This window comes from Salinisphaera hydrothermalis C41B8 (assembly GCF_000732535.1).
GTDB classification, from domain to species: Bacteria; Pseudomonadota; Gammaproteobacteria; order Nevskiales; family Salinisphaeraceae; genus Salinisphaera; species Salinisphaera hydrothermalis.
The window spans coordinates 210,119-223,126 of sequence record NZ_APNK01000001.1 but is presented as its reverse complement, the minus strand read 5'-3'; the positions used below and the strand labels follow the sequence as shown (position 1 = coordinate 223,126).

Here is a 13,008-nt window from a genome sequence, read left to right as displayed (position 1 = left end):
CTATGCGGCGGCCGGGCTGAACAGTTGAGATGTTAGGACGCATTGAAGCATCAGCAGGTTCTAGTATGCCGTGACTTGACGGTCGCTGAAGGCCTGTTTCATGTGATGCGCCAGCAGCGTGCCGAGGCGACTGTCGCCGGCCGGGCTGCGCGTCGTCCGCTGCAGGATGTCGAGATCCGGCGACTTGTTGCCTTCGACCAGGCACGGGCCGTCTTCGAGAATCGCGATATCCCAGCCGATGGCGACCTGGTCGGGAAACAGACGATGGGCCGCCGCGCCGAGCGCGACGACGGCCGGCCAGTGCGGCAGTGTACGGCCGACGACCTGCGCGCCGGTCGTCGGATGCTGTTCAAACCAGCGGCTTTCGGCGGTGAGTCCCATATCCGTGGCCGTGCCCAGCTCGCCGCTGACCAGATCCACCGCCGAGGCGATCCCGCCGGCATGGAAGTTGTCGACCACCACGTCCGGGCTGCGTGGCATGCGGAATACGGCATGCGTGGCTTCCGGGTCTTCGTCCTGATTCAGGCAGGTGACCAGCCGTACCGTGGGCAGGGCGCCGGCGGTCAGGTCCCGGATGTCGGAATGCGGCGCCAGATGGAGCCGTACGACGTATGCCTCGTCCTGCGACAGCGTTCGCAGATGTTCGGTCAGCGCGGCGCGGGTTACGCGGGTCCCGTCACTGGCGAGATAATGATCGGGCCCGTCGCTGAACCAGCGCGAAGCCCCGCGGCCGCCCGCGCCCTTGATGGGCTTGAAGAAGAGGTCGGCCGCAGGCAATTCGATGTCGCCATCGATTTGTCCGTTGCGGGCCACGGCCAGCGTACGCACCACCGACAGGCCATTGGCATGGCAATGAGCGGCAAACGCGGCCTTGTCGCGCAGGCGTTCCGTACTGTCGGTGCAGCCGCGTTGTCGGCGCAGCATGTCGTAGATACCGCTTTTGGTTTCACTGCGGTAAAGATAGTCGCGGGCGCGCTCCCGGATCTCGGGCCGGTAGAATTCGAACATGTAATACCAAGGCGGCGATACGCCGACCCGGCAACCGACTGCCAGTTGCTCCAGCCATTGCCGGACGATCGACTTGCCGGTCTCGCGTCGCACGCGAGAGCCGCAACGCCAACTGTATACCGTGGCGGCGATCAACAGGGCCGGGAGCATGGCGCCGGCGCCGGCGACGAGTACGGCGCATTCGCTGCCGTCACCGTCCTGCCAGCACTGGCGAGCGAACAGTCGATGCACGGTCATGCCGGCGCTGTCGTCCTCCGGCAGCAGAAGCCAAAGCACCGGGGCCCCGCTCAATGCCTTGACGAGCAGGTTGGGCTTGAGGGCCTTCGCAAGCCGGAGTAGCCGGCCCTGATGATCGGTCGAGCGCATGCAAGCCTGTACTTCTGGGGGCAGATGTACGACGCATGCCGAATTCGCCGCGTCGTTTTCCCAGCAGTCTATGCTTCGACTTGTTGCTAAAACGTTCGGTTCCAACGGACGTTTACGACTATAGGATGGTGTATTGCCTCGATTGCAAGTGTCTGTTTGAAGGATAAAAAAGGCCCGCACTCGGCGGGCCTTGGAACAGCGTAACGGACAGTACGGGCTCAGACGTCGAGATAGTCCAGAATGCCCTTGGCGGCTTCGCGCCCTTCGAAGACGGCAGTCACCACGAGATCCGAGCCGCGCACCATGTCGCCGCCGGCGAAGATCTTCGGGTTGCTGGTCTGGTGCTTGAAACGCCCGCGCTCGGGCGCGATCACGCGGCCGCCGTCGTCGCATTCGATTTCGTGCGTGTCGAACCAGTCCTGCGGGTTGGGCCGGAAACCGAAGGCGATGATGACGCGGTCGGCTTCGATCACTTCCTCGGTTCCGGGTACCGGCTCCGGGCGCCGGCGGCCGCGCTCGTCGGGCTCGCCGAGCTGGGTGGTGACCACCTTGATGCCCTCGACGTGGGTGTCGCCCACGATCTCGACCGGCTGGCGGTTGAACAGGAACTGCACGCCTTCTTCCTTGGCGTTTTCGACCTCGCGCGCCGAGCCGGGCATGTTGTCCTCGTCGCGTCGATAGGCACAGATGACTTCCTTGGCGCCCTGGCGGATCGAAGTACGGTTGCAGTCCATCGCGGTATCGCCGCCGCCGAGCACGACCACACGCTGGCCTTTCATGTCGACGAACGGATGTTCGCCCTTCACGCCGATTTCGCGATTGATGTTGCCGACCAGGAACGGCAGGGCCTCGTATACGCCTTTCAGGTCCTCGCCCGGGAAGCCGCCTTTCATGTAGGTATAGGTGCCCATACCCATGAACACGGCATCGTATTCCTCCATCAGTTGTTCGATGGTGACGTCCTTGCCGACCTCGACGCCGAGCCGGAATTCCACGCCCATGCCTTCCATGACTTCGCGGCGGGTCTCGATGACCTCTTTTTCCAGCTTGAAGGGCGGGATGCCGAACGTGAGCAGACCGCCGATGCGCGGATACTTGTCGAACACCACGGCCTTGACGCCGCCGCGCACGAGAATATCGGCCGCGCCCAGACCGGCCGGGCCGGCGCCGATCACGGCGACTTTCTTGTCGGTCCAGACCACGTCCGAGACGTCCGGGCGCCAGCCCTGACGGAAGGCTTCGTCGGTGATGTATTTCTCGACCGAGCCGATGGTGATCGCGCCCAGGCCGTCGTTCATCGTGCAGGCGCCTTCGCACAGCCGATCCTGCGGGCAGATGCGGCCGCAGATTTCGGGCAGCGTGTTCGTGGCGTGCGACAGTTCCGCTGCCTCGAACAGGTTGCCCTCGTTGACCATTTTGAGCCAGTTCGGAATGTAGTTGTGCACCGGGCACTTCCACTCGCAGTACGGGTTGCCGCAGGAGATGCAGCGCCCGGCCTGCTGGGCCGCGGTTTCCTTGTCGAACTGGCCGTAGATCTCGGCGAACTCGTGAATACGCACCGGCACGGCCACCTTGGCCGGATCCTGACGCGGCACGTCGAGAAACTGAAGATTGTTTTTTGCCATCGATGTCCCTTGTCGCGTTGTCGGCAACGGGCCGCAGCAAACCGCCGCGGCCCGGCTTCGCGATATGTCCCCTCTAAGCTGCCCGGGTCAGCGTGTCGAGAATGGTCTCCACGCTCTCGGCCTTGGGCTTGACCAGCCAGAACTGGCCGACGTAGTCGCGGAAATCGTCGAGAATCTCCGTGCCCCAGGCGCTGCCGGTGGCCTCAACATAGGCCTCGATGAGCTGGTACAGATAATGCCGGTGGGCCTCCATGTTCTCCGAGACCACGCGATGAATGTCGATCAGCTCATGGTTGTAGCGATCGACGAATTCGCGTTTCTCGTCCAGCACATAGGCCGCGCCGCCGGTCATGCCGGCGCCGAAGTTCACGCCGGTGCCGCCGAGCACGACCACGCAGCCGCCGGTCATGTATTCGCAGCCGTGATCGCCCACGCCCTCGACCACCGCGGTGGCGCCGGAATTACGCACGCCGAAGCGTTCGCCGGCTTCGCCGGCCGCATATAGCGTGCCGCCGGTGGCCCCGTACAGGCAGGTGTTGCCAATGATCGCGGCGTCGCGGGCCACGAAATCGGAGTTCTCCGGCGGGCGGATGATGATGCGGCCGCCGGCCATGCCCTTGGCGACATAGTCGTTGGCGTCGCCGGTCAGGTGCAGGTGCAGGCCGCCGGCGTTCCAGACGCCGAAGCTCTGGCCGGCCGTGCCGGTGAGCTCCAGCGTAATCGGCGCGTCTTCCATGCCGAGGTTGCCGTGGCGCGCCGCGATCTCGCCCGACACGCGGGCGCCGATGGAGCGATCGCTGTTGCGTACGTCGTATTTGAACGTGCCGCCGGACTTGTTCTCGATGGCGGACAGCGTGTCGGCGACCATGCGCTCGGCCAACTCGCCCTTGTCGAAGGGTTCGTTGTGCGGCGAGACGCAGAACATCGGGTTGGTATCGGCCAGCCCGCCCTTGGACAACAGCGGCTTGAGATCGAGCCCGGACTGCTTGGCGGTCTCGCCGGGCAGAATCTCGAGCAGATCGGTGCGCCCGATTAGATCCTCGAGCTTGCGAACCCCGATCGAGGCCATGATCTCGCGCGTGTCCTGGGCGATGAACCGGAAGAAGTTCTGCACCATTTCCGGAATGCCGATGTAGTAGCGTTCGCGCAGCGTCTGGTTCTGCGTGGCCACGCCCGTCGCGCAGTTGTTGAGATGACACACGCGCAGGTACTTGCAGCCGAGCGCGACCATCGGACCGGTACCGAAACCGAAGGATTCCGCGCCCAGAATCGCGGCCTTGATCACGTCCAGGCCGGTCTTCAGACCGCCGTCGGTCTGCACCCGCACTTTTTCGCGCAGATCGTTGGCGCGCAGGGTCTGATGTGTTTCGGACAGCCCCAGCTCCCACGGCGTGCCGGCATAGCGCACCGAGGTCAGCGGCGAGGCGCCGGTGCCGCCGTCATAGCCGGAGATGGTGATCAGATCGGCATAGGCCTTGGCCACGCCGGCCGCGATCGTGCCCACGCCGGGGCCGGCCACCAGCTTCACCGAAACGAGCGCCTTCGGATTGACCTGTTTCAGATCGAAGATCAGCTGGGCCAGGTCCTCGATCGAATAGATGTCGTGGTGCGGCGGCGGGCTGATCAAGGCCACGCCCGGGCGCGAGTAACGCAGCCGCGCGATCATCTCGTTGACCTTGTGACCCGGCAGCTGGCCGCCTTCGCCGGGCTTGGCGCCCTGGGCGATCTTGATCTGCAGCACTTCGGCGTTGACCAGATAGTGCGGGGTCACGCCGAAGCGGCCGGAGGCCACCTGCTTGATCTTGGACATCTTGTCCGTGCCGAAGCGCGCCGAGTCCTCGCCGCCTTCGCCGGAGTTCGAACGCCCGCCCATGCGGTTCATGCCCTGGGCCAGCGACTCGTGAGCCTCGGGCGACAGGGCACCCAGACTCATACCGGCCGAGTCGAAACGCGGCGTGATGTCCTCGATCGATTCGACCTCGTCGAGATCGATCGGCTCCAGATCCTCACGCAGACCCAGCAGGTCGCGCAGCACGGCGACCGGGCGGCCTTGTACGACGCGGGCATATTCCTGGTACTTGGCGTACTCGCCGGAGGACACCGCCTCGTGCAGCGTGGCGATCACGTCCGGGTTGTAGCAGTGGTATTCCTGCCCGTAGACAAATTTCAGGATGCCGCCCTGGTCGATGGCGATGCGCGGATTCCAGGCATGCCGCGCCAGGTTGGCGGCATCGGCCTGCAGATGGGCGAAGCTCGCCCCGCCGATACGCGACACGGTGCCGGCAAAGCACAGATCCACGACCTCGTCGGCCAGACCGACGATCTCGAACAGCTGGGCCCCACGGTAGCTCGTAACCGTGGAGATGCCCATCTTGGACATGATCTTGTACAGGCCCTTGTTGATGCCCTTGCGATAAGCCGCGCACAGCTCGTCCGCGTCGCGGTCCTTGATCTGGCCGACCTGGAGCAGGTCGTTGAGGCATTCATAGGCCAGATACGGATGAATCGCCGTGGCGCCATAGCCAATCAGACAGGCGAAGTGGTGGGCATCGCGCGCCGAGGCAGTATCGACGACGAGATTGGCGTCGCAGCGCAGATTTTCGCGCGTCAGGCGATGGTGCACCGCGCCGGTGGCCAGCAACGCCTGGATCGGCAGTTGGCCCTGCTCGACGTTACGGTCGGTGAGCACGATGATGGTCTTGCCCGCGCGCACTTCGTTGACCACGCGCTCGCTCAGGGCTTCGATCGCCTCGCGCAGATCGCCGTTGGCCGGGTAGGTCAGATCCAGCATGACGTGGGCATAGTCGTCATCGTCGACCGACAGCAGGCGCCGGAACTTGCCGGTGGACAGCACCGGCGAATCCACCACCAGACGCTTCGCGCGATCCTCGGATTCGTCGAAGACGTTGAGTTCGCGCCCGAAGCAGGTTTCCAGCGACATCACGATGCGTTCGCGCAGCGGATCGATCGGCGGGTTCGTGACCTGGGCGAACTGCTGACGGAAGTAGTCGTAGAGCACGCGATCGACGCGCGACAGTACGGGGAACGGCGTGTCGTCGCCCATGGAGCCGGTGGCTTCCTGGCCGGCCTCGGCCAGCGGGCGCAGCACCTGGTCGCGTTCCTCAAACGTGACATGGAACAGCTTTTCCAGCGACTTCAGACGCGTGCGCTCCATCCACGCTTCTTCACGCGTGTCTGTGAGGCGCGATTCGAGGATGCGCGCGTGCTTCTTGAGCCACTTCTTGTACGGCGCGCGGTTGGCCAGGCGAGCATCGACGTCGCGCGGATGCAGTAACTCGCCGTTTTCGGTATCGATGGCCAGCATGTCGCCGGGCTTCAGCCGGCCCTTGGTGACCACATCCTCGGGGTTGTAGTCCCACACGCCGATTTCGGACGCCAGCGTAATGTGCCGGTCCTTGGTGATCACGTAGCGCGCCGGTCGCAGGCCGTTGCGATCCATGCAGCAGGCGGCATAGCGGCCGTCGGTGAGCACGATGCCGGCCGGGCCGTCCCAGGGCTCCATGTGCATGGAGTTGTATTCATAGAACGCACGCATGTCGGCGGACATGTAATCCACGTTCTGCCAGGCCGGCGGCATCAGCAGCCGCATGGCATAGAAGATATCCATGCCGCCGGCCAGCAGGATCTCGAGCATGTTGTCGAGGCTGCAGGAATCCGAGCCATTCATGGACACCAACGGCAGGATCGATTCCAGATCCGGCAGATCCTTGGACGCGAACTTGGAGGCACGCGCGGTCGACCAGTTGCGGTTGCCAGTGATGGTGTTGATCTCGCCGTTGTGGGCGAGATAGCGGAACGGCTGCGCCAGACGCCACTGCGGCAGTGTGTTGGTCGAGAAGCGCTGATGGAACACGCACAGCGAGGTTTCCAGACGTTCGTCCGCCAGATCCTTGTAGAACACGGTGAGATAGCTCGGCATCACCATGCCCTTGAACGAGAACACGCGGGCCGACAGCGACGGCACGTAGAACGTGTCGTCGTCGCTGAGGGCGTTTTCGGTCCGGCGGCGGGCGATGATCAGCTTGGTCTCGAACACGTCGCGATCCATGTCCGCCGGCGCGTTGACGAAGATCTGCTCGAAGCGCGGCAGCGTTTCGAGCGCCTCGGCGCCGCAGGCGGATTCGGCATCGACGGGCACGTCGCGCCAGCCGGCCACGATCAGACCCGCCGCCTCGAGCTGTTTCTCAAGCTCGGTACGCGCCGCTTTGGCCGTGTCGTCATCAAGGCTGAGGAATACGATGCCGCTGGCGTAGAGCTCGGCCAGTTCGATACCGGCTTCGTCGGCGATTGTCCGCAGAAACGAATCGGGTTTCTTGATCAGCAGGCCGCAGCCATCGCCGGTCTTGCCGTCGGCCGCCACTGCACCGCGATGGGTCAGGCGCTCCAAAGCACCGATCGCCGTGTCGACGAGCCAATGGCTCGGCTTGTCGTCCATATGGGCGATCAGGCCGAAGCCGCAGGCATCCTTCTCGAACTCTGGTGAATAGAGTCCGCCTTCGAATTTGTGCATAGTCCATTCCCTTGGATGGGCTACGGCCCGGTTAGGCCATGCGCACCGTGCGCAGGACCGGCCGGACCCTGAAGTCGTCGCAGCGCACGCCGCAGCCCGTCAGGCAGATTACGCAACTGGGGAAACGCGGTTTCGGCGGCGACGGGCAGCGCCACTCAGTGACGTGCGAGCGGTGGAACCGCTGAATTCAATATAAAAGGCCAGCGAGCGACAATCAATCGCCGGCCGCCTGTCAACCCGTCAGGCTGCCAGATAATGGTGCAGCGTATCGTCAAGCGCGACGCCATAGTCTTCGTAAATCACCGCGTTCCCGATATCCTTGAGCAGCACGAGACGCAGCGCGCCGGCGCTGACTTTCTTGTCACGCCGCATCAGGTCGAAAATGCGCGCGGCGGAGGTCCCGCTCGGCGGGGCGATCGGTAGGCCGGCGGCCGCGAGCACGGCCTCGATGCGCGTAACCTGATCCTCGCTTAGCCATCCGAGTCGCCGCGAGGTATCGGCGGCCATGCACATGCCGGCCGCGACGGCTTCCCCGTGCAGCCACGCGCCATAGCCGAGTTCGGCCTCCAGCGCATGACCGAAGGTATGGCCCAGGTTGAGCAGCGCCCGCTCGCCGGCTTCGCGTTCATCGGCGACCACGACTTCGGCCTTGTTCGCGCAAGAGCGGCGGATGATTTCGATGATCAGGGCCGGATCGCGCGCGTTGATGCCGGCCATATTCGCTTCCAGCCAGTCGAAGAAGCCGGCGTCCCGAATCAGGCCGTACTTGATCACTTCGGCCATGCCGGCCGCGAACTCGCGTGCGGGCAGGGTGGTCAGCACGTCGACGTCGGCCAGCACGCGTTTCGGCTGGTGGAACGCGCCGATCATGTTCTTGCCGAGACGATGGTTCACGCCGGTCTTGCCGCCGACCGAGGAATCGACCTGGGCCAGCAAAGTGGTCGGCACCTGCACGAAATCGATCCCGCGTTGATAGATCGCGGCCGCGAAGCCGGCGAGATCGCCGATCACGCCGCCGCCGAGGGCGACGATCGTGGTGTCGCGGCCGTAGGCGTTGTCCAGCAGATGCTCGGCGATGGTATCGAGTGTGGTCAGGTTCTTGTGCGATTCGCCGTCGGGCAGGATTAGCGTGTCGACGTCGTGGCCGGCATCGCGCAAGGCGGCTTCCACCGGCTCGCGGTAGTGCAGGCCGACCGTGTCGTTGGTGACGATGAGAACCTGCCGGCCGCGGATCGCTCCGTCGTAAGAGGCGGCCTGGCCGATCAGCCCGGGGCCGATGAGAATATCGTAGGCCCGGCTGTCGAGTTCGACGCGCAGGCGACTTTCGGCGGGTAGATCACTCATTGTTCCATCCGGTGTGGGCGCCGGACGATTCGTCGGCGGCTTCAAAGTGTACCGGTTCGACCGTGCGCCGTCGGCGGATCACGACCGTGTTGGCCAGTTTGTCGTGCCAGCCTTGCTTGCGCGAATCGATACCGACCCAGATCAGCCCGAGTCCGAGCGGTAGTGTCGAGACGTAATAACCGAGATAACGCAGCAACGATTGCCCTGGGCGCAGGCGCTCACCGCTTTGTGCGTCGACTACGCGCGCGCCGATAGCCATCTTGCCCGGCGTGGCAGCGCGCGTTAGCCAGAAGATCATGACGACCGCGGCTGGCAATATCCAGTACAGCAGGATATGCAGCGGACCCGGTGGCGCCGGGGTCAAGGCATCGAAGTTGATGCGCCCCGACGGGCTGAACAGCCGCGAGGCCGCCGCGCTGTCGCGCGCGGCCCCGGGGATCAGCGAGAGAAGCGGAAAGATCAGGAACAACAACAGCACGCTGTCGATGACCGAGGCCCAGACCCGAATCCAGAATCCGGCGTAGACCCACGCGCTGCCGTTGTCCGGCCTCGTCATCAGGCCGTGCCAATGGCTTCCAGTTGCTCGACGATCTCACGCGCCAGCTTGCGCGCCTGCTGATCGCCGGTGGTGACCACGATATCGGCTATCGAGCGATACAACGGGTCGCGGATCTCCATGAGCTCGGTGAGCGTGGCCTCAAGGTCGTCGCTGCCGGCCAGAAGAGGGCGGCTGTTGGACTTTCGCGTGCGCGCGAGCTGTTGCTCCAACGACGTCTCCAGGTAGACGACCACGCCACGCGCGGATAGCAGGTCGCGCGTACTCGGATCGAGCACGGCGCCGCCGCCGGTGGCCATGACGGTGTTGGGCTGTTCCGACAACTCGGCGATCATGTCGCGCTCGCGCTTGCGGAAACCTTCTTCACCTTCCATGTCGAAGATGAATGAGATATCCACGCCCGTGCGTTTTTCGACTTCCTGATCGGAGTCGACGAAGGTCATGCCCTTGAGCTCGGCGATACGCCGGCCCACCGTGGTTTTGCCGGCCCCCATGGGGCCGATCAGATAGATGTTCGGGTTTGCTGCCATGTACTCGCTACAAATAGTTTGAATACGAAGCCACGATCACTTCTCTTCATTGGAGTCTGGATCGCAGGTTGTCGCGCATACGCCATCCGTACCGAACGGGCTCCTGACGCCCGGAGGATTGCCATCGTTGCTGGGGCTGACATCGTTTGCGGCAGCGGGCAGAACTGGAAAACACGTTCTGCGCAGTTTCGCTGCCGTGTACGGTCGCAGTGGCGCGAACCCGTACTTTAACCCAACCCCGGAAGTTTTTTGGATAGCTTATATTAAATCCGCTGTCCCATTGCGCCCGGACTGGGTATGCACGGCAAGCGGTCGATCTGGCTTGGAGCAGGCGTTGCGTGAGTGCCGGTGTCCTCGCCTTACGTCAGTATGCCATCCTGATCAAGGGGTTCGCCGGCGTCGTGGGTGCTCGTGGCTGGCGCCATGCCACGCCATCGTTCAGGCCGACGATCGGCTCAAGCCGACCCTAGGGCGTGTTGAGGTTTCGTGCGAGCGCCGCGTTGGCGTCCGCAAATCGTGTCCGGCAAGGCGCGAGTCGCCGCGTCGTGGCGTGCCACGACCCAGACTCGCAACGCCGCAGGGCGCGATTTGCGGCCCAACCCGAAGGGACAAGCGCTGTTTTGCGGCAATCCAGCGTTGTAGCACGCTTATGCAGAGTGACTGCACGGCGCGCACTACGCCTCGTCTTGCCGCAAAACAGCGCTTGGCGCGGACTCGCACGAAACCTCAACACGCCCTAGGTCTTTGTTTGCGAGCGCGAGAAGACCGGCCCGGCTGCGCACGGCGCGCTGCCGATCAATCCACACCCGGCCGGCCGCAACGATCAGCGGCTGCCAACCGCCATATGGTTATCGAGGATCTTGGGGGTGACGAAGATGAGCAACTCCTGCTTGTCGCGTTGCCGCGAGTGTCCTTTGAACAGCGAACCGAGCAGCAGGATCTTGCTGACAAACGGCACGCCGTTGGTCGTATCGCGGTTGGTCTGTTCGAAGATGCCGCCGAGCACCACGGTGTCGCCGTTGTCGACCAGCACCTGGGTGGTCAGGCTGCGGGTATCGATGGAAGGCACCGAGCCGCCTTCGGCTGTGGGGACGTATTTGCCCACGGAATCCTGGGTGACCTTCAGATTCATGATCACTTTCTTGTTCGGCGTGATCTTGGGCGTGACGTTGAGGCTGAGCACGGCCTTCTTGAATTGAACGCTGGTGCCCTGGTTGCTGCCCGTCGTGCCCGACTGATACGGGATTTCCTGGCCCTGTTCGATATTGGCTTCCTGACCGTCAGCCGTAATCACGCGCGGCGAGGAAATGATCTCGCCGTTGTTCTCCGATTCCATCGCCGACAATTCCAGGTTCAGGCTGAACGTATCGGTGATGATGCTGGTGGCCAGCAGGCTTGTGGCATTGGTGGCCGGGAGGCTCACCGAATAGCCGCTATTGTTGGCGTTGTAGGCGCTGCCCAGAGAACCCGAACTCTGGGCGTTGAGCGCATTGTTCAGATGGGAGTTGTCGACGCCCGTCTGCGACACCCCAAGGTTGCGCGTGAAGTCGCGGTTGGCGATCACGATGCGGGATTCGATCAGGACCTGGCGCACGGGAATATCGAGGCGATCGATCAGGCTGCGGATCTGGTCGAGCTTTTCGCGCGTGTCGGTGACCAGCAGACTGTTGGTGCGATCGTCGACCGTGACATGGCCTCGTGGCGAGAGCAGGGATTGGTCATTGCCCGCTCCGCCGGCCGCGACCGGTGTGGCGGCTGCGCCGGATGCGCCACCCGACCCGCCGGGCGTGGCCCGTGACGCGGTATCCGATTGCAGGATATTGGCAATGTCGGAGGCCCGGGCATAGTTGATCTGGATGATCTCGGAATGCAGCGGCGCGAGGTCATTGGTTGCCTCACGCGCGGCGGCCTTGGCCTTTTCGCGATTGGCGATTTCGGTCAGCGGCGCCACCGTGATCACGTTATTGGTACGCGTCATCCCCAGGCCCTTGGCGTTGAGGATGATATCCAGCGCCTGATCCCAGGGCACATCCTGCAGCTGCAGGGCGATCGTGCCGGAAACGCTATCCGATACCACCATGTTTACATTGGCGACATCGGCGATGATCTGGAGCACCGAGCGAATGTCGATGTTCTGGAACGACAACGAGATTTTCTTGCCGTTGTATTGCGGATGCGCTTGATCGCGTTGTTTCTTCTGGGCGTCGGTCAGCGGCTGCAGCTCGATATAGAGGTGGTTGCCGGTCTGATAGGCCAGACGCTGGAACTGGGCGTTCGCGCGCGGGGTGATGACGATCCGGGTGTTGCCGCCGCGCGACATGGCGTCGATCGTGCGCACCGGTGTCGCGAAGTCGGTCACGTCCAGGCGCCGGGCCAGGCGATCCGGCAATGAAATACCGGATAAACGCGCCACGATCTTGTTGTCGTCGCGGCTGACGTCGACCGGCGCATTGCTGCCGTTGAGCGTGATCTCGATACGGCCGGCACCGTCATCGCCGCGACGGAAGTCGATATTGCGGATGGCCGATGCCGGCCCCGAGCTCGACGAAGTGCTGCTCGTACTGCCCGCATTGCTGTAAGTTGCGGCGGGGCGCTCGCTGTCGGTCGACGTATGCCGCGCCCCGCCCAGGCTGACGATCAGTTCGTCGCCGCGCCGCTGGATGTTGTAGTTCACCATCTGGGTGAGTTCGACCACGACCCGAGTCTTGTGATCGGCCGACGCCGCGGTCACCGCCTGCACCGGACCCTCGGCGATCCGCTGGTAGCGTTTATCCAGCGCGAGTGAGGTATTCGGCAGATCAATCGATAGGCGGGCGGGGTTCTCTACGGTGAAAACCGACGGCGAGGGGGCTGGCCCCGAGAGCTTGAAGCGCAGGCTCACGCGATCGCCGCTGCCGGCCGCAGTACTGATGGATTCGAGCGCGAGCCCGTTGGCCGTCTGGGCCAACGCCGCGGCCGGGATCAGCAGGCTCGTGCCGGCGGCCAGCAGGCATAGGGTTGCGGCGAGGGCGCGAATTCGGTCGGTCATTGGCTTCATGGCAGGTCGAA

7 protein-coding genes are annotated in these 13,008 nt (G+C 63.9%); all 7 read right to left on the bottom strand.

All coding sequences use genetic code 11. The annotated features are described in order from the left end of the window. Positions 1-60: 60 nt before the first annotated feature. A complete protein-coding gene (locus C41B8_RS00915; RefSeq protein WP_051882628.1) occupies positions 61-1,374 on the bottom strand; it encodes a sugar-transfer associated ATP-grasp domain-containing protein in 1,314 nt (437 codons plus the stop codon). Positions 1,375-1,592: 218 nt separating this feature from the next. Further along, on the bottom strand, positions 1,593-2,999 hold the full coding sequence (locus C41B8_RS00910) for an FAD-dependent oxidoreductase (protein WP_037332835.1): 1,407 nt from the start codon (positions 2,997-2,999) through the stop codon (positions 1,593-1,595). A 73-nt stretch (positions 3,000-3,072) separates the two neighbouring features. Then, positions 3,073-7,530: a glutamate synthase large subunit gene (gene gltB, locus C41B8_RS00905; protein WP_037332833.1), complete on the bottom strand. Its 4,458-nt coding sequence runs from the start codon at positions 7,528-7,530 to the stop codon at positions 3,073-3,075. Between the two features lie 240 nt (positions 7,531-7,770). Beyond that, positions 7,771-8,874, bottom strand: a complete 1,104-nt coding sequence (aroB, locus tag C41B8_RS00900) for a 3-dehydroquinate synthase (RefSeq protein WP_037332831.1) — start codon at positions 8,872-8,874, stop codon at positions 7,771-7,773. After that, positions 8,867-9,430, bottom strand: a complete 564-nt coding sequence (locus C41B8_RS00895) for an RDD family protein (RefSeq protein WP_051882626.1) — start codon at positions 9,428-9,430, stop codon at positions 8,867-8,869. The genes aroB and C41B8_RS00895 overlap by 8 nt, the downstream gene beginning before the upstream one ends. After that, the gene (gene aroK / locus C41B8_RS00890) at positions 9,430-9,960 is read right to left on the bottom strand and encodes a shikimate kinase AroK (RefSeq protein ID WP_037332828.1); all 531 of its coding nucleotides are present in this window, start codon (positions 9,958-9,960) and stop codon (positions 9,430-9,432) included. The genes C41B8_RS00895 and aroK overlap by 1 nt, the downstream gene beginning before the upstream one ends. A gap of 823 nt (positions 9,961-10,783) precedes the next feature. After that, positions 10,784-12,997 (bottom strand): type IV pilus secretin family protein, encoded by a 2,214-nt coding sequence (gene pilQ, locus C41B8_RS00885; RefSeq protein WP_037332826.1) that lies wholly within the window; start codon positions 12,995-12,997, stop codon positions 10,784-10,786. Positions 12,998-13,008: the final 11 nt, after the last annotated feature.